Source organism: Legionella feeleii, from assembly GCF_001467625.1.
In the GTDB taxonomy this organism is placed as follows: domain Bacteria; phylum Pseudomonadota; class Gammaproteobacteria; order Legionellales; family Legionellaceae; genus Tatlockia; species Tatlockia feeleii.
In genome coordinates this window covers 672772-696801 of record NZ_LNYB01000085.1, presented here as the reverse complement: position 1 = coordinate 696801, position 24030 = coordinate 672772, and the positions used below count along the sequence as shown (strand labels likewise).

Sequence of the window (24030 nt, the reverse complement as noted above, 5' to 3'; positions counted from 1 at the left end):
CAGCGCAATGCTCATAGAAGTATATGGGCAGCAAGTTTCGCAACAAGTCTATTTTTTAGTAGAACTAATTAACAAGCCCAGAGAGTATATTTCGTACTCGATGAATACGCGAGCGTACTGTTCCCAACGGACAGCCAAGATGTTTGGCAATATCCTCATAGCTTAATCCCTTCACCACATATAAATTGAAGCAGTGCTGTAATTCATTCGACATGTCAGTAAAAAGCCTTTCTACCTGTTCAGCAAGCTGAAAACCTATTAAACAGGCTTCAGGTGAATTATTTTCCTCCCCTACCGGAGCGAGTAAGTTATTTGATTCAATCTGGATTGTTCTAAAATGATTTTTAATTGTATTTTGGGTGATACGGTATAACCAGGTAGTAAAATTGGCCTGTTGCCTAAAACCTGACAGGTTACAAAAAATTTTTATGCTGACTTCTTGCGTTAAGTCATTAGCGATTGAATTGTCGGATACTTGTGATTTTATTTGGCAAAAAATTTTAGCTTGATAACGGGCAATTAAATGGTTCATTGCCCTCGCTTCTCCCTTTAGCGCTGAATCAATTAATTGCCTCTCAGTCACTGACTCTGCATCCCGCATATGATGTCCATTTTTAAACCATTCACCTAATGGTGTCGACAAAAAAATGAACAGCTTTAATTTAATTTACTTTCCCTATAACATTCAATAACCTAAAGTCTTTTTTGCTAATCTGATCAGAAAAAATAACCACGAGCTTGCGTTGCTTTTCATGAGAGAATTCTACAAGAAAAAAAAGACCTGCACTCATAACCACTCGCATTTTTGTGTATGTTTTCTGTTGTCCATGCACATCATGTAATTGCCAATTGCTGTTTGTATGCACCAATAAAGAGCAAGAACCAGGTATGGAAGTAGCCTTAATACGAAGAAACAGGAATAACAATAGGAAAAATCCTGGTAATTTAAGGAACCATGGCCAAGCAGAATAGTAAAGGACGACCATTACTGAGGAATAAATGAGAGACGCTAATCTAACGTAAATGGCCGACTTGTCCAGGTTTATCATGCAATTTGATAAATTCAACAATCTCCAGCAACTCCTTGTCTACAGGTTTTGCGTGCCCCATTAACCAACTGAATAACTCCGGATCAGTGCACCCAAGCAACTCATCAAAGGTATCTACCTGCTTCTCGGTCATAGTATCCAAGTAACTCTCAGCAAAGCGTATAAGAATTAAATCCAGCTCCAGCATTCCTCTTCTACAATGCCACATGAGCTTCGCTTTTCTTAATGGATTAATCATTGAGCTACCCGATTGTCAAACAGGGCGATGTTACACTAAAATTCCCCTTAATCGCAATCTAAAGTAATTAGAATGAGTTTTAAACAATATTTGCTCAATAGCCGTCCCTATACGACCTTATCATCCCTGGATGCTGAATTTAATTTTCAAGCCGATAAAAACTATCTGTTTGACTTGGCTTATCTTACATCGATTGCAGTTAATGGAGAACGTAGCGCAGAGTTTCTGCAGGGTCAATTAAGTTGCGACATACGCAAAGTGACTACCGATAGAATGCAGCAAGGGGTTATGTGTAATTTAAAAGGCCGTATCCTGGCTATATTGGATGTAATTAACTGGCATCATTTGCAGTTAGTTCTTCCTGTTGATTTACTGACTGAAACAAAAGCATCGCTCATGAAGACAGCTCTACTTTCGAGAGTTCAACTGGAAACAACGTCCTATCGAATGTATGGATTATATGTCAATAATCAATCTGATTTACTGCCAGAAAATCTGCAGTTACCTGACGAGAATTTCGCTGTAACACATACAGACGAACTATGTTGCTATCAGCTCAGTGATAACTTTTATTTAATTTTAGCTACTGAAGAAGCAATCTCATGCCTAAGTCAGCCTTTTATTACAAAGCAACAGATGCGTGGTTCTCTCGCTTGGCATCAATTACAACTCCAGCAGAAGCACATACTTATTTACCCCGAAACCAGAGGGTTATTTTTACCACATCGTCTTGATTTACACTTATCCGGCTACTTAAGCTTTGATAAGGGTTGTTATAAGGGTCAAGAAATCATTGCTCGTACTCACTACAAAGCTAAACTCAAGCATGGTTTACGCTTATTTAGCATTCATACTACTGAACCTTTATTAGCGGGGAAAAAATTATTTACTTCTTCTGGTGAAACAGAAGTGGGTGAATTGATTGATTTTAGTCCTTTAGCAGACGATCGCTATTTAATTGCCTCAAGCATTTTATTTGAGCATCCCAATGAAATACTCATTGAAGGCAATAAACATCCTGTAATACTCAGTACAGTTTAACTGCAACACAAAGCCAAACCTACTGTCTGCGTTTTATATGCACAATCTATCTGATGCACTGCTAAAAATCGACTGTGCATAAAGCACGGTTGATTACCGTTGACGACTAGGAAGCATCCGGCGCAAAACCCCATCCTTATCAATAAAATGATGCTTGATGGCACCAGCGGTATGTAAGACAAGCAGCACGATGATGATCCAAGCAATCGTAGTGTGAACCTGTTCCATCAACTCTGCCAATGCTTCATTGGGAGTAACTCCCGGAAAAGGTACCTTAAATAGAGTAAAATAGGAGGGGATCCTGTTAGCAGCTACTGACATTATCCAACCGGATATGGGCATCAGAATTACAAAAAAATAAAGGCTGTATTGCACTGAATGTGCAATAAATTTTTGCCAGGCGGGCACTGAAGCAGGCAAAGCGGGTTTGCCCCTATACGCAATCCAGAACAGGCGGATAATCATTAAAAAGAGTACGGTGAGACCAAACGATTTATGTAGCATATAGGCCGAGGGTTGATAGTTCTCAGGTAAATCGTCGAGAAAGAAACTGCCCGCAAGCATACATATAACAATCAGAGCAACAAACCAATGGATAAACTTAGACCCACTTGAATAATTGACAACCTGTCTTTTCACTGTCTGAACTCCTTGATTAAGCCTTTTGGCACTAATTGTGTTTCTTTTTTATGAAAAACAAAATGATCCTAAAGAATAGTTGTCCTACTATACCCAATAAAATCAACAGGGCAAAGCACTTCTTACTGTGCAATGACTCTCCTAATGGCCTGCAACAAAAAAAAAGAGTAGCCTTATTAACACAGGCTACTCTTTGATGACTAATTTTGCGAAGAAAATAATGCTTCTTTTTAAACTACAACATCAACATTTTTTTCTGCCCGGATAGTCGTTTGAGTTAAAGCTAACAACTCTCTGATAGCAACAAAAAACATCGTATAGTTTAAGGTCGTACTCGCCTTTAAATCAGCAAGAATATGGCGCCATCGCTCAATCAAGACAATATTTTTCTCTGACCAGGCAGTAAAACACTTCATGAAATCCTTTTTCTTACCATCGATGCTGATAATGCCCGCTGTCAATTGTTTCTGTTGCCAATCCAAATCATCACGCAATCCCTCTCTAGATAAAGACTCCCAATGATTATCTGTTGGGTGCGCAAGGATCTGTGAACGAATCCATGACAAATCCAGGAACTCATCAATACCAAAATACACTTCCGCTACTTTTGCAACATCGAGCTGTGTTTGATGGCTAACTTCAATAATATCAATAGCAGAGAACAAGGCTCGCGTAATTGATAATTCATGTGCAAGACCTGTTGGAATACCTAATTCTACGTATTCATTAAAATGCTCATCGTAGTTCGCACGATTCGCCTCGCCGAATACAGCAGGAAGTGCTTTCTTAAGCTCGCAGACCCCTGGCGCAAAGTGTTTTACTGCTTTATTAATATCCAGCCCCATGCGTGGAGAACGAAGGAACCAGCGTGTTACCCTCCTAAGCAATCGCAAATATAGCATTGATAACTCAACTTGCTTCGCCGCTGTTATTTTTGTGTTTAATGCACCTATTTCCTGCCATATCGTCTCAAGATCCAGCACCGATCGGGCAATCATATAAGCTCGAACGATAGATGAAACAGGAGCACCTGTTTCATCCTGGACACGGTATATGAAGGTGAATCCCATTTCATTGACAATAGTGTTGCTGAGTTTAGTTGCAATAATTTCACGTTTTAACGGGTGATTTTGCATCTGTTTACTAAAACAATCTTGCAATGGTTTAGGGAAACAACTCACTAGAACGGTTTTGAGGAAAGCGTCTTCAGGGACATTTGAGTCCAGAATTTGTTCTTTCAACAAAGTCTTGCTGTAACACATCAGTACGGCAATATCAGGACGGGTTAAACTGGCTCCACTTAACTTACGCTCTAATAACGCTTTTTCATCAGGTAAAAACTCTATAGTTCTATCTAACTTACCGCTTCGCTCCAATTCATTAATGTAACGACCATGCAATTCTATGGAACGAACTGCCTGCGCTGCAGCAATGCCAATTGCGCGTGGCTGAGCAAAATTATCACGTAAGACAAGGGCAGCAACTTCGTTAGTCATCTCGCCTAATAATTCATTGCGTTGTTTTTCAGTTAAATCACCCGCGGTTACGATACTATCCAGGAGAATTTTGATATTTACTTCTTTATCAGAGCAATTAACTCCAGCCGAATTATCAATAAAATCAGTATAAATACGACCATCATTGAGTGAATATTCCACCCGTGCCAATTGGGTTAAACCAAGATTTCCACCCTCACCAACTACTTTGCAGCGTAATTGTTTAGCGTTAACTCGGGTTGCATCATTCGTTCTATCTCCCACATCAGCATGAGTTTCCGATTGTGCTTTAACAAACGTACCAATACCTGCACTCCACAATAAATCAACCTTCGCACGCAAAATAACCCGGATTAATTCATTAGGTTCGATCGTTGCCTGCTTGATATTAAAAATGTCCTTCATTTCTTTACTGACAGGAATCGATTTGGCACTGCGATTGAAAACACCTCCCCCTTTAGAGATCAGCTTTTTATCATAATCGGTCCAACTGGAACGCGGTAGATTAAACAATCGCTCCCTTTCTTTAAAACTGAGCTCAGGATCTGGATCCGGATCAATAAAAATATGCACATGGTTAAAGGCAGCCAGCAATTTGATACGGCGTGATAACAACATGCCATTACCAAAAACATCCCCCGCCATATCACCAATACCAACAACCGTAAAATCATTATTCTCTATATCACGGTCTATTTCGTAGAAATGACGCTTAACTGATTCCCACGCGCCCCTGGCTGTAATTCCCATTTTTTTATGATCATAACCAACGGAACCGCCTGAGGCGAAAGCATCACCTAACCAAAAACCATATTCCAGTGAAATGGCATTGGCAATGTCTGAAAAAGTGGCCGTACCTTTATCAGCAGCCACAACCAGATAAGGATCATCCTCATCAAAGCACATAACATTAGCAGGCTTAACAATGGCTCCCTCTTTGTAATTGTCAGTAATATCCAACAAGCCTCGGATAAATAAACGATAACAACTAATGCCTTCAGCTAAAATGTCTTCACGTGTACCATTAACAGGCAAGTGTTTGGGAACAAAACCACCTTTTGCCCCACTAGGCACAATGACGGCATTTTTTACCTGCTGCGCCTTCATTAATCCTAAAATTTCTGTACGGAAATCTTCTTTACGATCAGACCAGCGTAAGCCGCCTCGTGCAACCTTACCACCACGAAGATGAACCCCTTCAAATTTAGGTGAATAAACAAAAATCTCAAACATTGGATAAGGTTTAGGCACGCCAGGAATTTCTTTGCTATCAAGCTTAATAGAAATATAACTTTTATAATTTCCTTTCTCATCAACCTGATAATAATTAGTTCTTAATGTAGACATTATTACCTGCACATATTGCCGGATAATCTTGTCTTCATCGAGATTGCTGACCTCATCCAAAGCTGCCAAAATCTTATTGACCAAATCCATACATTTTTCAGCTCTGGTTTCATCAACGATTGGATTAAAGCGCAGCTCAAATAATTCCACTAATTTTTTAGCAATATGAGCATTGTTATTTAATGCAGTTTCAATGTATTCCTGGCTAAAAGTAAAACCAATTTGTTTGAAGTATTTTGCATAAGTACGCATCACAGCGACTTGGCGCCAATTCAACTCAGCAGCCAGAACTAATTGATTAAATCCATCATTTTCTGCTTCACCAAACCATACACTGGAAAAAGCGTTTTGAAATAATTCTTTTATTTCATCAATTTCAAATTTAGCACCATGAGTATATTGAAGCGCGAAATCATTGATCCAGGTTTCTTTACCATCTTCAAATTTTAAAACGTAAGGCCTTTCACTGATTGCCCGCATCCCGAGTCGTTCAATGATTGGCAACACATCAGACAAGGGAATCGTGTTATCATGCTGGTAAATTTTAAAACGGAAATTTTCCGGTGGTTCATCCATCAATTTATAGAAATTCATTACCAAAGGAGTTGCTTTGGATAGTGCTTCCATATGTTTTATGTCATACACTGCTGTTCTTGGAGGGAAATTAGCCGTATAAGCAACTGGGAAAGCATTTTTATAACGGATATAGAGACGATTAGCGCTTTCCTCGCCGAAAGTATCAAAAAGGAAATGCTGTAAATCATCAGACCAGGTACGACCAACATCAATTAATTTTTTCTCAACTTCTTTGAAATCCCATACTGTTTTATCCTGAGGATTAGTACGGATAATAAAATGAATACGCGCCAAAATTGATTCTTCTGAAAATCGGGTAGAAAAAGTAATTTCATCAGAGTTGAAACTGTCTTTTAAGACTTTTTCCATCTCCTGCCTTAATTCGGTGTTGTACCGTTCTTTAGGAACATAGACTAGACAGGAAATAAAACGGCGATAGACATCTGTACGCGCAAACATACGAATTCTTCGACGTTCTTGCATATAAAAAATACCCATCCCGATTTCTAATAATTCATCTTCCGATGCTTGTATCAAATCATCACGGGGCAAAGTTTCCAAGATATTTAATAGAATCTTCCCAGCATGGCCACGTGGATCCAGCTTCGAATTCTCCATAATCATGGCAACTTTATGACGCAAAAAAGGAATATGTTTAGGACTTGTGTTATAAGCGGCAGACGTGTATAGACCAATAATGCGACGCTCGCCAATCACCTGCCCTTTTTTATTAAAACGCTTTATACCTATATAATCAGTGTAAGCACGGCGGTGGACAGAAGCTTCCGTATTGGTTTTGGACATAACCAGAACGCGTGAAGATAAAGTATGCTCACGCGCTTCCGGTGTCATAGCAGAAATACTACGGGCACTGGATTTACTTATGCTTTGGCGAAGTACCCCTAACCCAGTTTCAGGTAGTGGCTGTAAAATAGTCTCCTGTCCTTTTTGAACAAGTTCATAATCGCGTACACCCAGAAATGTAAAATGGTGATCTTCAATCCAATTTAGGAACGCTTTGGTTTCTGCGGCTTCATTTGGTTCCAAAATTCCAGATGCATGGTCAAGCTCAGCGATTGCTTCACGAACTTTTTCACGCATGAGAATCCAATCCTTAACTACTGCGCGATTATCTTCTAACACACGTTCAAAATTACGATGCAAGTCTTCAAGAATAGAAGCGTCCGTCTGTCTATCAATCTCAATAAAGATTGCAGCTTCCGTTAATTTGCCATTATTACTATCTAAACTACGTGGAAAAACTGCTGTAACATGATGGTTTTTATCCCGTTGTAAAGACAACCCGCCCATATGCATAATGAGATGTGAAACCAGCCCTAAACGATTAATAACCATACGCAATGAATCGACCAGAAAGGGCATATCTTCAGTAATAATTTCTACAACTGTATGAGTCGTTTGCCAGCCATGCCGTTCAAAGTCAGGGTTATAAATACGAATTTTTGTTTCATCCGGTGCTCGCTGTTGAATGAGCGACCAAAAATTAATCGCAGCCCCATACAGATCATCAATATCCCATTCACGTAAATCTTCCAAGGCAACCGTGCCATAAAATTGGCGAACAAATTGAGAGCAAAAATCGGCTTGCTCACCACTCATTTTTTGCTTTAATTTGTCAACTACAGCTTCAATAATTAAATCTTTGCCTTCTTCAAATTTGTAAGACATTCAATCACCTCATTAGGCATGAAAATAAATTGCGGCGCATTATATACTTCTACGCGATAAGTTACACCGCCAGTAATGCATTTTTTTGCTCCAGGAGCTATTCACCTTTTGCTAGCTTCAGTAATTATGGCTTTATTTTAAAGCATCGCAGCGGATGCATAAACTCCAGCATGTGACCACGCGAAGCACAGAAAATCAAGACATAACTGCCAAGATAGCGGACATGCTGACAACTCCTTAAGTTATTCAATACACACACGCGTTCCCACAGCAACCCAATCAGCTAATTCTACTAAATCCGAATTTTGCATACGAATACAACCATGGGAAGCCGGTTTGCCTAGTTCGGCTGTATCGGGCGTGCCATGAATATAAATAAAGCGCTGTAAGCTATCCACCTTACCGCCTTTATTACGTCCTTCCTCTAAACCATCCAATTGAAGAATACGAGTTAATATCCAATCTCGCTCAGGATAAAGAGCTGCTAACTCAGGAGTATAAATTTCCCCTGTCCACTCACGAGATATAAAAACACTATTTATCGGGGCATCCAGGCCAATACGAGAGTATATTTGATGCCAACCGCGAGGGGTACATCCACTGCCACTTAATTCACCTAAACCGTTTTTCCCTGTTGATATCAGGTAAGATTTATAAACATTATTATTGTCAAAACAATGCATCCTTTGTTCACTTGCCGAAATAAAGATCAATTGATTATTTGCTATCATTGGATTGCAACCGTTTTTGTATTAACAAATTCTAAAATACCTTCCTTAGATAATTCTCTTCCATAACCAGAGTGCTTAATTCCCCCAAATGGCACTCTTGGGTCTGAGGCCACCAAAGCATTCACAAAACAGGCGCCAGCCTCTAATTCATAGCGAGCAATATGCTCCCCCCGGGTCAAATCCCTCGTAAAAACTGCAGAGCCTAAACCATATTCACTTTGATTAGCCAATTGTATAGCATCTATTTCATTGTCTGCATTAATAACGGCAATGACCGGGCCAAACAATTCCTCATCAAAAGCGGGCATACCTTTTCGCACATCAAGTATTAAGGTTGGTGGGTAGTAAAAACCTTTAGTATTTGGTATTTCCCCACCGATGACCAATTTTGCTCCTAATTTTACACTTTTTAATACCTGTTGATGAAGTGTTTTTCGTAAATCATCACGTGCCATAGGACCTAAATTGGTCTTTTCATCCAGAGGACTACCCATTTGATAGCAAGTCATTTTCTCTTTAATTTTTTTAACCAATTGATCACAAATAGAATTCACTGCAATAATTCGTTTGGCGGCAATACAAACTTGGCCACTGTTATTCAATCGAGAAGTGACAATACAATTTGCGGCCAAATCAAGATCAGCGTCCTCAAGTACAATATAAGGATCATTACCACCTAACTCTAGTACTGCCTTTTTTAAGTGGCTGCCTGCATTGGCAGCAATTATCTGGCCCGCTCGCTCACTGCCCGTTAAAGTGACAGCGACGATCTTTTTATGCGCAATTACTTTGGCGGCCATTTCATTATCTAAAATAAAATGCTGAAACAAGTGTTCTGGAAAACCGGCCTCAAGAAATAAAGCAGCAATCGCCTCGCCAGTACCCGTTGAAATAGGAGCATGCTTTAAAATAGCCGCATTCCCGGCCATCAACGTTGGAGCAGCAAAACGAAATACCTGCCAAAAAGGAAAATTCCAGGGCATGATGGCAAATACAATGCCTAGAGGCTGATAACAAACCATGGTTTTTTTCATTTCTGTTTGAATTGTCCGTGGTTGTAAATAATCTTCAGCATGCTCAGCAAAATGTTCACAAACCCAGGCACATTTTTCAATCTCCGCTTTACCAGCGTTTATAGGCTTACCCATTTCATTTGCCATTAGCAAAGCAAAATCATTTTTCTTTTGCCGCAATAAGCCCGCCATTTTCAACATCGCTTGTTTACGCTGCAAAAAAGTTGTCTTTTTCCAGATACTGAAAGTTAAATGACCCGCATCAATCAAAGCATCTATTTGTTTTTCACTAAGCGTTGAATACTCCTGCAAAACAACTTCCGTTGCCGGATTGATAGTTTTTATAATCATTTGCATCAGCCTCTATTCTTATTTTTTCCAGTGTAGCCGATGCAAATGAAGACGCAAACTAATTTAAATCATCCATTTTCCTGTAAGCTCGCAACTATACGTTCCAGGGATGGTTTTACTGCTTTCGACTAGATAGACTTTTACCAAAGAGTTTTGTTCTAACGCAGTTCGTTGCATGTAATGAGCAAATCATTCATTCAACACATCAGTATTCTTGCACAGGGGTTTTGATTGTTGTTACTATTTTGCTAATTTCGTTGTATCGGCATTGTTAGCAATTAAGTAATCTGGCATAACAGCCTTATACAGTAGTATGACACTAACCTTAGGACACGCGATGACAAACAAAATTCTAGGCTACCATCCTGTTCACTACCTGGTCGCCTGGGCTGTGCATGCATTCACTGCTAGCGCAGCTTGTTTTGGTATTCTTACCCTCATCAAAATCTATCAACACGATTACGTGCAAGCTCTTTGGTTTATGGCTGTAGCCGTGGTCATAGATGCCGTGGATGGGACCTTAGCCAGATTAGTGCAAGTAAAATCAGTACTCCCTAATATGGATGGTGCTTTACTCGATAATATTGTCGATTATTTAAACTATGTGATAACACCTTGCTTTTTCCTTTTTGTAAAACCCGGTATGCTACCCTCTGATTTTTTAATTTTTATCATTGTTGCAATTACACTTACCTCGTCTTATCAATTCTGTCAGGCAGATGCAAAAACACCGGATCATTTCTTTAAGGGATTCCCCTGCTATTGGAACATTGCTGTATTTTACATGTTTATATTCGATACTTCGATGAATACAAATGCCTGGATCCTCTCAATATTATGCGTATTGATATTTGTACCAATTAAATATGTGTATCCATCTCGTCTTGATTACCTGACGGAGTCCAGGTTTCTGAAAATAATTATGCACAGCTTCTCCTTGATTTATGGTGTCAGTTCAGCCTTTGTGCTATTAAATTATCCACGCATGGATTCGCTGTGGCTATCCTTATCCCTGGGCTATGTCATTATGTATCTGACTCTTAGTATGTATCGTACTTATTCACCCATGCTTAAAGTGAAAACTATCATACGGGAAGAAGAAAGAAGTTGATTCACTTTTAATGCAGTTATCATTAGAATACCCCGTTTTCAATTTATTTAAGAGGATTTTCATGTCACTTTGTAGAATAATCATGTCAACATTTGTAATGACTGTTTTTTTCTGCAGCACGGTAGCCGCGGACAACTTTCCACATGGTTGTGAGGTATCAGGTTTCGGCTTTAGCCAAGATCGTCTGGTTGTCAATGATGATGGCCAACAAACTTTTTACTTAATTCAAAACCGCAGTAACGTACAAATCGAATTACAACGTTTTGAAACAAGAGAAGTCTTCATGAGCCCTTCCCTAACTGTCAAGCTCGACCCATCTAATTGGGCCGCTTTTGCATCTGACATTGCCAATTTAAATTTCCAATGTTTTTCTCGTAAACAAGAAAATACAATAGAAAATGAGAATAATAATGAGGTTAATACGCCTAGTGCAACTCCAGTTGACTGCCGTACAGTACTAGATGTTTGCCAATATCCCCGTGTTAAATTTGCTTTAAGCAATATGGGTAATTATTGGGTTTCCACCAATAAATCACAACAAGATGTTATTAATGAGGCAACTCGAAAAGGCATTTACCTACGCTGGTGATTAAGTGAATACAAAGACCCAAGATGAATTATTTCTGCTGATTGGAATTATTGGTTCAATAATATTATTGGTTGGTTTAACACAGACTCCAGCGCAAAGCTATTATGTAGTAGGCTCACTGCTATTATTGTTCACATCTCTGCATTTCAAGCTGATTTATTTTATAGCCCTGGAAATGATTCTTATTGCTGGTCACGGGGCAATTCTTTTGGGAATTGGTACAGCGCTACAAATGGCGTTGCCAATCCTTTTGTGCCTGCAGCTTCTATGTTTTTATTTGTTAAGCGGCCAAATAAATAATTTTTTCCTTTTAATTGGAATTATTGGCATTGCTGTCCTATCTGTCGGTTTCGCTTATGAAAACCAATGGGTGTTTTTTGCAGGAAGCTTAGCTGTCGCAATTTATGCTTTTTACAGTGCCTATAAAGGTAAGCGAATCACTTTATTATGGGCTTTTCTTAATTCACTATTTGCCTTGATTGCTATCTTGAAATTAATCTTTTCATCAGGCGGGAGACTTTAATGGCTAAGACACCTTCCAGTATGCTACCTCTCGGTACCACTGCCCCTCAATTTTCTTTGCTCGATGTAGTTAGTAATAAAAAGATAGGATTGGATAATTCCTCTCAAGCCAGAGCAACAGTAATTATGTTTATCTGCAACCATTGTCCCTATGTAAAACATGTTAATAAAGAGCTCACCAAACTTGCCAATGATTATTTACCTAAAGGAGTCCGCTTTTTAGCGATTAACTCCAATGATGTAGAAAAATACCCTGACGACTCACCAGATAACATGAAAAAAACTGCCCAGACAGAGGCTTATCCCTTTCCTTATCTCTATGATGAAACACAAGAGGTTGCAAAAGCTTATCATGCAGCCTGCACCCCTGATTTTTATGTTTTTGATTCCAATTTGAATCTTGTCTATCGCGGGCAGTTAGATGACTCTCGACCAGGTAACCAAATTGAAGTCACTGGCAAGTCTATTCGTGATGCTCTGGATTGTTTGCTTGCAAACCAACCTATCAACCCAGACCAAAAACCCAGTTTGGGGTGCAACATTAAATGGAAAAATTAGCATCTCATTATAAAATAAGTTTTTATGTCCCTGAAAGCCACCTGGAAATTGTTAAGCAAGCCTTGTTTGATACCGGTGCAGGAAGGCAAGGTGACTATGATCAAGCCTGCTGGCAATGTCTTGGTCAAGGTCAATTTCGACCTTTGGAAGGTGCAAATCCTAGCATCGGTACGCTACAAAAACTGACCTTCGTTCCAGAATACAAAGTCGAGATGCTTTGCTCTGGTGAATTTCTTAACGCTGCAGTTCAAGCATTAAAAACCAGTCATCCCTACGAAGAACCAGCTTTCGATATCATTCGTTTAGAAAACTAAAATTTGCATTTAAGAAAGATAATAATTCAATTCTTGTATATTCATTCCATACTATAAAAAAGTTAATAAACTATACTTTGAGAAATGCGCCAACTAGTAAGGTGAATACCATGGCAAGCCATTTAAGACCGCAAGGAAATGAACTAAGTGATGACGAGGCTTTTATTTTTTCCTTGATCGAAAAAATCCAAAAATATGATCAATATATTACCAAAAACCTGGATCAAGATACTTTAGCCTCAATTAAAAATGAGGAAGGTCAAGTTTTCTTTGAAACTCAGGCCAGATCAATGTATTTGGAAACAGCAAGAGCTTTAGCCAAACATTGGGATCTTGAGATCCCGCAAACGGACAATTACGAAGAAATTTCCGCAACTTTGACCGCATTGCGGGTGAAAACTTCTAAAAATCCGAATCAATATAAAGAAATTATGAATGGCGTAGCCGGTATTTTTTTTAATCAAACCAAACAATTGGATGAGTTACATAAAGCATTTAGAAGTGACATCAGACAACAAAAAAGAGAAAAAACAATAGAAGCATTCTTAGCGCCCTTTAAAAGTCTAAAGAATAGTATAAAGGATAAGGTAAGCAGCCTTTATCATTCAATAACCTTAAAGAAGCAGCTCAATGAAGGAAAAGACTTCCAAGATATTGCTCAAAGTACCCATTTGGATTCCGTTGAACGCTCTATTAAACGCTCTATGGATAAATTAGATACGCGACACCATGTTTTGTCACCATCTCAAAAGGAACTGCTACAAAAGAAAATTTTATTTGATATTGAAAAATTCATTAAATCAACTGACTATTTAAATGCTGATGAAAAAACATACGCATTAAATACATTGCAAAGGGCTAAAACAGATCGAATTAAAGATGGGAAATCGGGTCGTTCCATACTCGATTCTTTAACCACCATGTGGCTGGCAGCGAAAGATCAGGCTGCTTATCCAGCGAGCGATACTCATAATGAAGATACATTAGCAAGATGCAATCTGATTGCTAAAAATATGGCATTAGCAGATAGAGAATATAATTTAGATAATAACGGTAAAGATCTAGGTGGTGAATCAAGACATGCGTGCCGTGGAGGTACTATCAACAAAATTGTAGAGTCCTTGGAAGCTATTCATCCAGATGTTGTAATCATAAGAGGGACAGAAATACTCTCTGACCTGGCAAATAAAGAGTTCATAAATGCTATCGAAAATATGACGAAAGAAGAACAAGTTAAATTATACCAAGGTGACGAAGAATTAATGCAATCCATTCAGGAAATAATACGTGGCAAAATAAATGAAATAGATAGAGACATTTTTGAGGGCTCTGTTGGCGCTAATAAAATAAACGAGTGGGTTGATGCCGTGCAGTATATAGAAATTCCTGAAACAAACGCCATTAAAGAATTTAAAGAGCAACAATCTCCTACAACTACTATCTCTAAAGAACAAGTAGCTGGAAGTGAGTCCCCTCCCGAGAAACTACTATTTAAGGGCAATGAGATTACACCACGAGATATTGAAGCTTTTAACAACGCCTTTGCACAAACCCAACAACTCCCTACTGGATGGCCTGAAGAACAGATAAGCAAACGTGCAGTAAAAATTGTTTTCGGTGAAGAGATATGGGAACCCGAAGATAATCTTGAATCTTTAGCTGCTATGTTATTGACTATACGTAAAGATCCTCAAGCTATTAATCAATTTATAGGAGTGGCAAGCTCTGGGGATAAGACCCTACCTGCCCAATCTTCTACAACTTTTAATCAAGAGAATATAACTTTTGCTGGCCAGGAGATTACAAAAGACCACATTAGCTCCTTTAATTTCTCATTCGAAAGTATAAGAACATCTCCTATGGCTATCAGTCAAAGCTGGGATGATAAGCAAATTGCCAGAGTATGTATAAAGGGTATTTTTCCAGAGTCTCTTTGGGAACCCGAAGGAAATATTGAGCAATTAACAACAATCATGCTAGATGCACGTAATAAAGAATTAGAAAAACATAACCCTGCAGTTACTCTGACAGAAAATACAGAAAGCGCAGAAGATACAGAAAACACAGAGAATACAGAAAGTGATAAGTGGCAATACAGTATGTAAATGAGTATAAGCAGCAAAATGCCAAGCTTGTTATCATTCTATAATTAAAAAACCTGCTATGCCCTAGCAGGTTTTTTAGCTTTAACTATTTTGCGGGAACGATTTGTACTTGCAGGTTGGCGATCACATCACTATGAACATGAATTTCAATTACATAGTCACCAATTGAATGGATAGGACCTTCAGGCATAACAATTTCACGCTTGCTAACTTCCATAGACTTAGCAATCAAAGCGTATTTGACTTCATTCGGGCCTACAGAACCATACAGTTTACCTTCGTCACTAGCCATAGCAGCAATAACAATAGTCGTATCGTTCAACAGAGCGGCACGTTGCTCTGCAGCAGCCAAAGTTTTCTGTGCTTTTTTCTCAAGTTCAGCACGACGTTTTTCAAATGCTGCAATATTTTCCTCAGTAGCAAACACAGCTTTGCTTTGTGGAATTAGGAAATTACGGCCATAACCTGGTTTAACATCCACCTTATCACCCAAATTTCCCAAGTTTCTAACTTTTTCTAATAAAATAACTTCCATCTTATTACCCCTATTCTATTTTCCACCTACATTTTGCAAGCGTATTCTAAAATTAAACAAACTATCTAAAACACCAAAAATCACATAGACAGGCAACATAACGAAAGGCACGAGTACTAACGGTATTACTAACAAAAGTAAGGTACTAATTCCTCTGCCTTTAGCCAAAATATTAAAGCTTAAACTAAGCCCTGCACATACATAATATAAAACAAGCACCGGCAAACAACTTAGAGCAATGGGGTTATACTGATATGCCCCAATAGCGACAAGGATTAGTAAGGCAACGCCCCACCCGCTTGCACGGAAGTTAAGCATTTCCTGTCTATAACCACCAGGATAAAATATCCTGGCTTGCACAGAACGAGCCAGCATTAGCGAAACAAGTGTCGATACCACAACACTCAAAACCTGTATTCCCACCAAGTAATTAGAAAAAATTACTTGATTTTGATTATCTAACAGACTATTAACGGAACTATCAGCTTCCAGTTGTTTAAGCATTACCTGAATATACTGGTATTGAGCAGTGATAAACTCGGGAGTTAACCAGTGGATCAGAATAATCCCCAACAGTGCCTGTAAAACGATAAATCCCCCTGTTATTCGCCAACTTGCTGTTGCTCGAAGAACAACAGCAGCTAAATAACAGGGTAGAAAAGCCATGATAGTGGTAACAAAGGCTCCAAATAAAGGCATGGACATCAATGATAAGATCAGTAATGAGCTAATCCCAACGGCTAATCCTCTAAACCCATCAAACCAACCTTTACGCAAAGTCACTAATGCAACAATCGCCGCGGATAACCACGCTGTAAACGGTATTAATGCGCAAATTACAATATACAACAAAGCATAATAGTCATTTTCCAAAAGGAAATGACCTTGTTTACGTAGTAAGTCACCCAAACGAGTCATTGTTATCTATGGCTATCACAGTAAGGTAATAAACCCAGGAATCTCGCATGCTTAATGGCTTTAGCCAACTGGCGCTGGAAGCGGGTTTGCGTACCAGTAATACGGCTTGGTACAATTTTACCAGTTTCTGTTATGTAATCTTTTAACAAATTTATATCTTTATAGTCTATTTCACTTGAGCCTTCGGCATTGAAACGACGCATTTTTTTTCTACGAAAATAAGCTGACATAATTTAACTACTCCTTAGGCTGCTCGGTCATCTTTTTCTTTTTTCATTAACACAGACTGAGTGGTAATCGCCTCTTTCTGATTGATGATTAAATTTCTCAAGATAGCGTCATTAAATTTGAACGCATTTTTTAACTCGTCCAAAGCAACTTGATTACATTCAATATTCATCAATATGTAGTGTGCCTTGTGTACTTCTTTGATTGGGTAAGCTAACTGTCTACGTCCCCAGTCTTCTTTGCGGTGGATTTTACCGCCTTGTTTAGTGATGATCCCTTCATAGCGCTCGACCATTCCTGGTACTTGCTCGCTTTGGTCAGGGTGTACAAGAAACACTATTTCATAATGTCTCATAGTTTCTCCTTATGGGTTATAGCCTTCCTCATATGAGTTGAGGTAAGGCAAGGTTAAAAAAACGCACAATCTTAACTGATTTTCGTCTACGGAGCAAATCTTCCCGGTGAATTAAACCGCTTAAGAGTGAGTAACGCATACCTATAAAGACTAAATTATAGACAAATGTAGGCTGATTGTTCGATTGCAACAAATTAATTAGTAAAAATCTATTTTCTAGGGCCGATTGCTTTCAGAATTGCCTCAGCAGTTATTAGCGTCCGTTACAAGTCAAAAAGCGTTCATTTACGAGCATATAAACCCAGTTTACATGAGAGTAAATGAGCAGCAAAGCACAATAAATTAACGCTTTTTGGCAGAGATAGTCGAAATGGTAACAGACCCCAGTAAAATCGTTGCTTTTAGACTTTCCATACGATATAACGTACTAAAAACAAAAGAGGTTTTGCATGAATATTGTGACCATCCCATTTGAAGAACCATTGACTGTTCATGTGAATGGTTCTGTTGTACAAATAGTCGCTTTTAAGACCTCAGAACATGGTAATATTAAATTCGGTGTGGAAGCTCCTCGATCAATCCAAGTCCATCGTGAAGAAATTTATCACGCAATCAAGCAGAAACAACAAAGTGGTGATGCAGAATAATCGCCTTGCTACGCCTGTACAGGACTTTGCTAAATATTGTCCCATAATTACGGCCTTTATTATTTGTAGTTTGGCTATCGTAGCCTATGCCGTTAATTTTTTATTTTACCGTTTCCCAGGCAATAATTATTTCCCTCCGAGTACTTCCTTAATAGCCATAGTTTTGCTCCTGGCCATGATAGGTGGCTCTCTGCAATTTGGCAAACATGGCCGTTTTGTACGTACAGTCCGTGAAATTTTTTATTTTTTCCTGGTGTTGGTAGTGATTGCCTTTGCCACAAATGCGGTTCAATATACACCATTCCAACCAATAGATAAGCAACTAATAGCCATCGAAGCAAGCCTGGGGATCAACATGCAAGCAATCGTTGCATGGACAGCGAACCACCCTCGCTTGCAATTATTACTGGCTTATATTTACGATAGCCTTCATCTGCAAATGAGTATTTTGCCATTAGCTGTAATTATTGCAGGAAAATTTTCTTACATTCGTGAACATTATTGCCTTCTGCTTGTTACTGTTTTAATTGGTTTTACCTTGTACTATTATCTGCCCACCATGGGACCGGCAAGTTTTATTCCAAGCCCTTACTTTATGGCTGAACAGCATGCGACTGGTATTAAATTTACGGAAATTCATCGTTACATCCAGCCCTCTACTATTGAGGGCGGTATGATCGCCATGCCCTCTTTCCATGCAATCTGGGCTTGGCTTTGCTTATACCTGGTTCGCTGTTGGCCTATTGTATTTATTTTATTGCTGCCAATTAATGTCCTCTTACTGGCTTCCTGTATTTTGCTTGGCTGGCATTATCCAATTGACCTGCTTGGAAGCTTTCTGATTCTTCTTCCTGCTCATGGCCTGTATTTTTATTACAAGAAAAAAACTCAAAAATTCTGTAGCCAGTAATAAATTAAGTGCTGATTTTTTTAAGAATACCAGTCGGATTACTTAATTCTGAATGGACCACTTCCTTATTTACTTTATTTAAAACAGACATTTTTTTTAATTGCTCATATGCCAATACTTGCAAAGAACTATTTTTTTGTTCAGCAAGTAACGGATGAGCTTGAATGTAGAGAGTACCTTTGTAGAAACCAAATTTTACTGGCTCATTGAGCACACGAACTGGAGTACCTACACTAACAAAATCAAAGAGGTATTCAATATCTTCCGGCATCATACGTATACAACCTGCACTGACCCTTGCTCCGACACCATCCCGACGGTTAGTACCATGAATAAGATAGGTTGGCCATCCTAATCTCAATACATGCCGCCCCAAAGGATTGCCATCACCAGGTGGAAAAACATTCGGTATAGGTATGCCGTTTTTTGCAGCCTCGGCACGTACATTTGCTGTAGGACGCCAAATTGGATCGCGTTCTTTGGTAGTGACTTTGGTTATACCGATTGGAGTTGTCCACCCTTCCCTACCAATTCCTACAGGCATGGTTATCACCACATTATCGTTTGGAGGATAATAGTAAAGACGATACTCAGCCAAATTAATAACCAGGCCTTCCCGCGGTACTGGCGGCAAAATAAATTGTGATGGAATTAGCAAACGTGTATGTGGCGGCAAGGGTCTTGTAGAATCAACCTGTGGATTGGCTCTGATCATTTCGTAATAGCCTATATCGTAGCGAATACCAACTTCACTCAGTGTTTCACCAACTTGGGGACGAGCATATTGCATCTCGCCAATAACATCACCGTCAGCAGGAAGAACAAAAGTAATAGCAAACGAGATATCTGTCAGAGTAATCATTAATAGAAATATAAACAGCAGGCGCAAAGAATTTAATACAAACATGAATAATTACTCTAAATGAAATATGGCAAGGAAATGATACCTTGCCATAAAAAGGAGCACAAATACTTTACAAGCTAGTGTCGGCTTTGAAACGCTCACCATACTGAGCTTCCAATTTAGCGAAAAGCTCATTTAATTTGTCATGGCCAAATTGCTTCGCATAATTCATGGGCCCACCACGGAATGGAGCAAAACCAGTGGCGAAAATCATTCCCCCGTCCAGTAAGTCACTGTCCGCAACAACCCCTTCCCGCAGGCAAGAAGCAGCCTCATTGACCATGCGTAGAATCAAGCGATTGGCAATATCTTTTCCTTTAGCTGATTTTGTAGGCTTCATTCTTTGTTTGATTGCTTTGCCATTCTTATAGCGGTAAAAACCTTGACCTGATTTACGTCCAAGCTTCCCTTCTTTAACCATATCACGCAATTTTTGCGGTACTGAACCCCCAAAATGCGCTGTCAAATTTTCAGCAACAGCCAGGCATACATCCATCCCAACCGTATCTGCTAACTCAACAGGTCCCATGACCATACCAAAATTTTTGGCTGCCTCATCAATTTCTTCACCACTATACCCCTCTTCCAACAACTGCACGCATTCCATGAGGTAAGGCATTAAAACGCGGTTTATCAAAAATCCTGGGCTCGATTTTACCGGTAATGGTAAGCGACCAATCTGATTAACAAAGGAACAAGAGCGTTTAGATACGTCTTTTGCCGTCTTATTACTACTGACTACCTCAACCAAATCCATCTTTGCAACTGGATTAAAGAAATGGATACCAATTAACCGAGTAGGATTTTCCATGACTTGACTGATTTCATCGAGCGGAATACTTGATGTATTCGTAGCAATAATAGCTTCTTTACTGGCCTTTTGTTCGACCTCTTTCATGATTGTTTGTTTAACTGCAAGATTCTCAAACACGGCCTCAATAATCACGTCTGCTTTAGCAATACCGTAACCATCCGGATCAGCGAGCAAACGATCCATGGCAGCTTGAATTAATCGCGGTTGTCGCAATTTCTTTTTGAAAAGTGCATAAGCTCGTACAAGCGCAGGCGCAATTTGCTGGTGAGACTTATCTTGCAGGGTCACGCGTAAACCGCGCAAAGCACACCAGGCAGCAATGTCCCCCCCCATAACACCTGCACCGATGACATGAACATGTTGGGCTTTGAAGTCACTGTCTTTAGCGAAGCTTTTCATGCGTTCCCGCAAATGGAAAGCACGTATTAGGTTTGTTGCCGTATCGCCTTGACTAACTAACTGCTCAACAGAATCGGCCTCTTTTAAATAAGCTCGTTCGCCTACTCCACCTTCCTTTTCCCACAAATCGATAATTGCATAAGGTGCAGGATAATGTTTTTTAAGTACGCGCTTGCTGACGTTATAACGAAGTATCGGGGCAAGGACAGCACGTACTAACGAATAGTTGCTTAACGATTGCATAAAACTTGGCTTATGCCTGGCAGGTTTATTTTTAATGTAATAAACAGCAGCACGCTTTAATTGACGTACAGGTACTACATCATCAACAAATCCTAGTTGCTTGGCTTTGGCAGCAACGATCGGCACACCAGTCAAAATAACTTTAGATAACGCATCAAACCCACCTATCAAACGTGGCAAACGGACTGTTCCACCCCAACCAGGATGGATACCGAGCATAATTTCAGGCAAACCTAAACGGGTATCTTTATCGTCAGTGGCAATCCTATAATTACAAGCAAGGGCTAGCTCTAAACCACCGCCCATACAGAAACCATCAATCATAGCTACTGTAGGTATCGACAAAGCTTCCAGGCGTGAAAAAACAGCTTGTCCCTGTCTTAAAAAATCAACTGCTTCTGCTGGTGTATCAAACTTCGAAAAAGCATTTACATCAGCACCAGCGATAAAACCTTTGGGTTTGGCAGAGTAAATAACCAAGCCTATTGCATCTGATTTCTGAGCGATCTCTTGCAAAAGACCATTTAATTCATCTAAAACATCACTATTGATAGCATTTACCGCCGTATCTTTGCGATTAATACCTAACCAAACGATATGGTCTGCATCTGTTTGTATTTCCCAATGTTTATAGTTACTCATGTCCTTTCACCTCTGTCACGCGTTCCAGATACATTGCCCCGCCTTGCCCCCCACCAATGCAAATGGCAGCCATTCCGCGAGTTCCATTACTGTGTTTCAATGATTGCAATACATGCAGCACGATACGAGCACCACTCGCGCCAATTGGATGGCCAGCAGCAATAGCTCCGCCATCTTTATTCAGTTGCGCAAGAGAAGGAGCCCCCATTGCCTGTTTCAATCCTAGTTGGGTACGACAATAGTCTTCGTCATCCCAGGCTGCTAAACAACCTAATACCTGGGCAGCAAAAGCCTCATTAATTTCCCAGCAATCAAAATCAGCGGGTTTCAAATTATGACGCTGCATAATCGGTGTAGCCGCGTGTACTGGTCCTAATCCCATTTGTGAAGGATCGAGAGCAGCCCATTGTGAATCGACAATACAACCAAGGACAGGAAGTTTATGCTTTTTAACAGCATCTTCACTAGCCAATAATAACAAACAGGCCCCATCGGTAATTTGGGAGCTGTTACCTGCTGTAACCATGCCATATTTTTTATCAAAAAAAGGTTTTAATTTACCTAATTTTTCCACAGTAGAATCTGGACGAATACCATCATCTTGCGAGTAGACACGACCTTTTGTGTCAATAATAGGAACAACTTCATCCATACGTCCTTCTATAAAGGCATGCGCTAAACGCTGGTGACTCTCACTGGCAAAAGCATCCATTTGCTCACGACTAATATTAAAGCGATAAGCCACTTTCTCAGCGGTTTGTCCCATGTTCATGCCCACTATGGGATCAGTCAAACCACGCAATAAAGCAATTACTGGCGCCAAGTAAGAAGGTCTAAATTGAGTCACTAAACCGAGGCGCTGACCAACACTTTTAGCGGCAAACCAATTAGCCAGCCAGGATGCCATCTTTTGATTAAATAGTAAGGGCGCATGACTCATAGCATCAGTACCCCCCGCTAAGACCAGGTCACTACGACCATTGGCAATTTGCAACGCTGCATTATCAAGAGCTTGCATACCAGAAGCACAATTTCTCATCACAGTGAAGGCTGGAACTTTTTCACCACAGCCCAAGCGCAGAGCAACAACTCGCGCAATATTCGCCTCATCAGGACCTGGCATTGCAGAACCAATAATGACCTCATCCAAATCAGTGGGGCTAATAGATTGACGATTTAACAATGGCATACCCGCAGCTACTGCCAAGTCTGACCCGGTAAAAGGACCAACTCCTTTTGCTTTTAAAAACGGTGTTCGACTACCATCCACTACATATACTCGCCTACCGTTTAAATTCGACTTTTGTTTCATTACTCCTCCTGATACATGTCACTGTAGCTGACAAGCGCCAAATTTTTCATATCAAAGATAACAGTAATCCTAAGTTTTTGGAATTTATCTAAATAAAATCATTTTTATTAACTGATAATGGTGTTGACGTCACATAAATACCTGATATACTTCGCCTCCATTGACTGGAGAGATGGCCGAGAGGTCGAAGGCGCTCCCCTGCTAAGGGAGTATGGGAGAAATCCCATCGAGGGTTCGAATCCCTCTCTCTCCGCCAGTACACGCGCCCGTAGCTCAGTTGGATAGAGTATCTGGCTACGAACCAGGGGGTCGGAGGTTCGAATCCTTCCGGGCGCGCCATTTTAGATAAACACACTGAAAGATCAATCACTCCGAAATAAAGGCCAATGCATGGATGCAGTTGGCCCGGAAGTGTTCGAACCGAGAGGTTCGACAAAATGCGAAGCGAAGAGCGCAAAGCGCGGCGTAGCATTTTGGACGCAGTTCAGTGCGCCGCGAAGCGGTGAGGAGGAAACGCAGTGACCGACGAATCTATCCTTCTCCCTCAATTTAAAACAATCTAAATTCACTACACCACCAGCAAACAGGCTGAAATAGCAGAATACTTCAGTCGCCTGGTCCTGTTTGCAAGCAAACAGGCTACGCCCGGAAGTGTTCGAACCGAGAGGTTCGACAAAATGCGAAGCGAAGAGCGCAAAGCGCGGCATAGCATTTTGGACGCACTTTTTCTACATCCTATTTTTCTTAGAAAAAC

Annotated in this window: 23 protein-coding genes and 2 tRNA genes; 11 read left to right on the top strand and 14 right to left on the bottom strand. The window is 39.9% G+C overall.

Annotation, left to right across the window (positions count from 1 at the left end; translation table 11 throughout):
* Positions 1 to 64: 64 nt before the first annotated feature.
* The 3 genes from Lfee_RS15425 to Lfee_RS15415 are packed head-to-tail and all read right to left on the bottom strand — an operon-like array spanning position 65 to position 1287.
* Positions 65 to 643: an RNA polymerase sigma factor gene (locus Lfee_RS15425; RefSeq protein ID WP_131753145.1), complete on the bottom strand. Its 579-nt coding sequence runs from the start codon at positions 641 to 643 to the stop codon at positions 65 to 67.
* Between the two features lie 19 nt (positions 644 to 662).
* Entirely contained in the window at positions 663 to 986 is a 324-nt protein-coding gene (locus tag Lfee_RS15420; RefSeq protein WP_330981758.1) for a protein YgfX, read from the bottom strand.
* Between the two features lie 28 nt (positions 987 to 1014).
* Positions 1015 to 1287 carry an FAD assembly factor SdhE gene (locus tag Lfee_RS15415; protein ID WP_058447862.1) on the bottom strand — a complete coding sequence of 91 codons (273 nt, stop codon included), beginning with the start codon at positions 1285 to 1287 and terminating at the stop codon, positions 1015 to 1017.
* 72 nt (positions 1288 to 1359) lie between these two features.
* Between Lfee_RS15415 and ygfZ the strand changes: the two genes are divergently transcribed.
* Positions 1360 to 2328: a CAF17-like 4Fe-4S cluster assembly/insertion protein YgfZ gene (gene ygfZ, locus Lfee_RS15410; protein ID WP_058447861.1), complete on the top strand. Its 969-nt coding sequence runs from the start codon at positions 1360 to 1362 to the stop codon at positions 2326 to 2328.
* Positions 2329 to 2421: 93 nt separating this feature from the next.
* Here ygfZ and Lfee_RS15405 read toward each other — a convergent pair whose 3' ends face one another.
* From Lfee_RS15405 to Lfee_RS15390, 4 genes are all read right to left on the bottom strand, one after another.
* A complete protein-coding gene (locus Lfee_RS15405; protein WP_058447860.1) occupies positions 2422 to 2967 on the bottom strand; it encodes a cytochrome b in 546 nt (181 codons plus the stop codon).
* A gap of 230 nt (positions 2968 to 3197) precedes the next feature.
* Positions 3198 to 8075, bottom strand: coding sequence for an NAD-glutamate dehydrogenase (locus tag Lfee_RS15400; RefSeq protein ID WP_058447859.1), 4878 nt, complete (start codon positions 8073 to 8075; stop codon positions 3198 to 3200).
* Between the two features lie 242 nt (positions 8076 to 8317).
* Positions 8318 to 8806 (bottom strand): L,D-transpeptidase, encoded by a 489-nt coding sequence (locus Lfee_RS15395; RefSeq protein WP_058447858.1) that lies wholly within the window; start codon positions 8804 to 8806, stop codon positions 8318 to 8320.
* Positions 8803 to 10170 carry an NAD-dependent succinate-semialdehyde dehydrogenase gene (locus Lfee_RS15390; RefSeq protein WP_058448055.1) on the bottom strand — a complete coding sequence of 456 codons (1368 nt, stop codon included), beginning with the start codon at positions 10168 to 10170 and terminating at the stop codon, positions 8803 to 8805. The genes Lfee_RS15395 and Lfee_RS15390 overlap by 4 nt, the downstream gene beginning before the upstream one ends.
* A 337-nt stretch (positions 10171 to 10507) precedes the next feature.
* On the opposite strand from Lfee_RS15390, the gene pcsA reads away from it, so the two are divergent.
* The 6 genes from pcsA to Lfee_RS15360 all read left to right on the top strand — a co-directional run bounded on the left by pcsA (position 10508) and on the right by Lfee_RS15360 (position 15369).
* Positions 10508 to 11281, top strand: coding sequence for a phosphatidylcholine synthase (gene pcsA / locus Lfee_RS15385; RefSeq protein ID WP_058447857.1), 774 nt, complete (start codon positions 10508 to 10510; stop codon positions 11279 to 11281).
* Between the two features lie 61 nt (positions 11282 to 11342).
* Positions 11343 to 11870, top strand: coding sequence for a hypothetical protein (locus tag Lfee_RS15380; RefSeq protein WP_058447856.1), 528 nt, complete (start codon positions 11343 to 11345; stop codon positions 11868 to 11870).
* Between the two features lie 4 nt (positions 11871 to 11874).
* A complete protein-coding gene (locus tag Lfee_RS15375; protein ID WP_058447855.1) occupies positions 11875 to 12393 on the top strand; it encodes a hypothetical protein in 519 nt (172 codons plus the stop codon).
* Positions 12393 to 12950 carry a thioredoxin family protein gene (locus tag Lfee_RS15370; RefSeq protein ID WP_058447854.1) on the top strand — a complete coding sequence of 186 codons (558 nt, stop codon included), beginning with the start codon at positions 12393 to 12395 and terminating at the stop codon, positions 12948 to 12950. The genes Lfee_RS15375 and Lfee_RS15370 overlap by 1 nt, the downstream gene beginning before the upstream one ends.
* Positions 12938 to 13264, top strand: a complete 327-nt coding sequence (locus Lfee_RS15365; RefSeq protein WP_058447853.1) for a YqfO family protein — start codon at positions 12938 to 12940, stop codon at positions 13262 to 13264. Before Lfee_RS15370 ends, Lfee_RS15365 begins: the two co-directional genes overlap by 13 nt.
* Before the next feature lie 110 nt (positions 13265 to 13374).
* On the top strand, positions 13375 to 15369 hold the full coding sequence (locus Lfee_RS15360) for a hypothetical protein (RefSeq protein ID WP_058447852.1): 1995 nt from the start codon (positions 13375 to 13377) through the stop codon (positions 15367 to 15369).
* A gap of 85 nt (positions 15370 to 15454) precedes the next feature.
* On the opposite strand, the gene rplI is transcribed toward Lfee_RS15360, so the two are convergent.
* From rplI to rpsF, 4 genes are read right to left on the bottom strand one after another with little or no spacing between them, the layout of a single operon-like run.
* Positions 15455 to 15904 carry a 50S ribosomal protein L9 gene (rplI, locus tag Lfee_RS15355; RefSeq protein WP_058447851.1) on the bottom strand — a complete coding sequence of 150 codons (450 nt, stop codon included), beginning with the start codon at positions 15902 to 15904 and terminating at the stop codon, positions 15455 to 15457.
* A 15-nt stretch (positions 15905 to 15919) separates the two neighbouring features.
* On the bottom strand, positions 15920 to 16822 hold the full coding sequence (locus Lfee_RS15350; RefSeq protein ID WP_058447850.1) for a hypothetical protein: 903 nt from the start codon (positions 16820 to 16822) through the stop codon (positions 15920 to 15922).
* Between the two features lie 2 nt (positions 16823 to 16824).
* On the bottom strand, positions 16825 to 17052 hold the full coding sequence (rpsR, locus tag Lfee_RS15345) for a 30S ribosomal protein S18 (protein WP_058447849.1): 228 nt from the start codon (positions 17050 to 17052) through the stop codon (positions 16825 to 16827).
* A 14-nt stretch (positions 17053 to 17066) separates the two neighbouring features.
* On the bottom strand, positions 17067 to 17405 hold the full coding sequence (gene rpsF / locus Lfee_RS15340; protein WP_058447848.1) for a 30S ribosomal protein S6: 339 nt from the start codon (positions 17403 to 17405) through the stop codon (positions 17067 to 17069).
* Positions 17406 to 17854: 449 nt separating this feature from the next.
* Between rpsF and Lfee_RS15335 the strand changes: the two genes are divergently transcribed.
* Both Lfee_RS15335 and Lfee_RS15330 read left to right on the top strand, forming a co-directional pair.
* Complete coding sequence (locus tag Lfee_RS15335; protein ID WP_058447847.1) at positions 17855 to 18052, top strand: carbon storage regulator; 198 nt, start codon at positions 17855 to 17857, stop codon at positions 18050 to 18052.
* Positions 18042 to 18962 carry a phosphatase PAP2 family protein gene (locus Lfee_RS15330; protein ID WP_058447846.1) on the top strand — a complete coding sequence of 307 codons (921 nt, stop codon included), beginning with the start codon at positions 18042 to 18044 and terminating at the stop codon, positions 18960 to 18962. The genes Lfee_RS15335 and Lfee_RS15330 overlap by 11 nt, the downstream gene beginning before the upstream one ends.
* Before the next feature lie 4 nt (positions 18963 to 18966).
* Here Lfee_RS15330 and Lfee_RS15325 read toward each other — a convergent pair whose 3' ends face one another.
* The 3 genes from Lfee_RS15325 to Lfee_RS15315 all read right to left on the bottom strand — a co-directional run bounded on the left by Lfee_RS15325 (position 18967) and on the right by Lfee_RS15315 (position 23276).
* On the bottom strand, positions 18967 to 19869 hold the full coding sequence (locus Lfee_RS15325) for a L,D-transpeptidase family protein (protein ID WP_058447845.1): 903 nt from the start codon (positions 19867 to 19869) through the stop codon (positions 18967 to 18969).
* Positions 19870 to 19936: 67 nt separating this feature from the next.
* On the bottom strand, positions 19937 to 21964 hold the full coding sequence (locus Lfee_RS15320) for a 3-hydroxyacyl-CoA dehydrogenase NAD-binding domain-containing protein (RefSeq protein WP_058447844.1): 2028 nt from the start codon (positions 21962 to 21964) through the stop codon (positions 19937 to 19939).
* A complete protein-coding gene (locus Lfee_RS15315) occupies positions 21957 to 23276 on the bottom strand; it encodes an acetyl-CoA C-acetyltransferase (RefSeq protein WP_058447843.1) in 1320 nt (439 codons plus the stop codon). Before Lfee_RS15315 ends, Lfee_RS15320 begins: the two co-directional genes overlap by 8 nt.
* Positions 23277 to 23442: 166 nt before the next feature.
* Here Lfee_RS15315 and Lfee_RS15310 point away from each other — a divergent pair.
* Positions 23443 to 23532, top strand: a tRNA-Ser gene (locus Lfee_RS15310).
* A gap of 6 nt (positions 23533 to 23538) precedes the next feature.
* Positions 23539 to 23615: transfer RNA gene (locus Lfee_RS15305), tRNA-Arg, on the top strand.
* Positions 23616 to 24030: the final 415 nt, after the last annotated feature.

What these genes read in the sequence shown, in the direction of transcription:
- Lfee_RS15420 (WP_330981758.1), bottom strand. Translation starts at nt 986, where the DNA reads ATGGTCGTCCTTTACTATTCTGCTTGGCCATGGTTCCTTAAATTACCA.
- Lfee_RS15415 (WP_058447862.1), bottom strand. Translation starts at nt 1,287, where the DNA reads ATGATTAATCCATTAAGAAAAGCGAAGCTCATGTGGCATTGTAGAAGA.
- ygfZ (WP_058447861.1), top strand. Translation starts at nt 1,360, where the DNA reads ATGAGTTTTAAACAATATTTGCTCAATAGCCGTCCCTATACGACCTTA.
- Lfee_RS15400 (WP_058447859.1), bottom strand. Translation starts at nt 8,075, where the DNA reads ATGTCTTACAAATTTGAAGAAGGCAAAGATTTAATTATTGAAGCTGTA.
- Lfee_RS15395 (WP_058447858.1), bottom strand. Translation starts at nt 8,806, where the DNA reads ATGATAGCAAATAATCAATTGATCTTTATTTCGGCAAGTGAACAAAGG.
- Lfee_RS15390 (WP_058448055.1), bottom strand. Translation starts at nt 10,170, where the DNA reads ATGATTATAAAAACTATCAATCCGGCAACGGAAGTTGTTTTGCAGGAG.
- pcsA (WP_058447857.1), top strand. Translation starts at nt 10,508, where the DNA reads ATGACAAACAAAATTCTAGGCTACCATCCTGTTCACTACCTGGTCGCC.
- Lfee_RS15380 (WP_058447856.1), top strand. Translation starts at nt 11,343, where the DNA reads ATGTCACTTTGTAGAATAATCATGTCAACATTTGTAATGACTGTTTTT.
- Lfee_RS15370 (WP_058447854.1), top strand. Translation starts at nt 12,393, where the DNA reads ATGGCTAAGACACCTTCCAGTATGCTACCTCTCGGTACCACTGCCCCT.
- Lfee_RS15365 (WP_058447853.1), top strand. Translation starts at nt 12,938, where the DNA reads ATGGAAAAATTAGCATCTCATTATAAAATAAGTTTTTATGTCCCTGAA.
- Lfee_RS15360 (WP_058447852.1), top strand. Translation starts at nt 13,375, where the DNA reads ATGGCAAGCCATTTAAGACCGCAAGGAAATGAACTAAGTGATGACGAG.
- rplI (WP_058447851.1), bottom strand. Translation starts at nt 15,904, where the DNA reads ATGGAAGTTATTTTATTAGAAAAAGTTAGAAACTTGGGAAATTTGGGT.
- Lfee_RS15350 (WP_058447850.1), bottom strand. Translation starts at nt 16,822, where the DNA reads ATGACTCGTTTGGGTGACTTACTACGTAAACAAGGTCATTTCCTTTTG.
- rpsR (WP_058447849.1), bottom strand. Translation starts at nt 17,052, where the DNA reads ATGTCAGCTTATTTTCGTAGAAAAAAAATGCGTCGTTTCAATGCCGAA.
- rpsF (WP_058447848.1), bottom strand. Translation starts at nt 17,405, where the DNA reads ATGAGACATTATGAAATAGTGTTTCTTGTACACCCTGACCAAAGCGAG.
- Lfee_RS15335 (WP_058447847.1), top strand. Translation starts at nt 17,855, where the DNA reads ATGAATATTGTGACCATCCCATTTGAAGAACCATTGACTGTTCATGTG.
- Lfee_RS15330 (WP_058447846.1), top strand. Translation starts at nt 18,042, where the DNA reads ATGCAGAATAATCGCCTTGCTACGCCTGTACAGGACTTTGCTAAATAT.
- Lfee_RS15325 (WP_058447845.1), bottom strand. Translation starts at nt 19,869, where the DNA reads ATGTTTGTATTAAATTCTTTGCGCCTGCTGTTTATATTTCTATTAATG.
- Lfee_RS15320 (WP_058447844.1), bottom strand. Translation starts at nt 21,964, where the DNA reads ATGAGTAACTATAAACATTGGGAAATACAAACAGATGCAGACCATATC.
- Lfee_RS15315 (WP_058447843.1), bottom strand. Translation starts at nt 23,276, where the DNA reads ATGAAACAAAAGTCGAATTTAAACGGTAGGCGAGTATATGTAGTGGAT.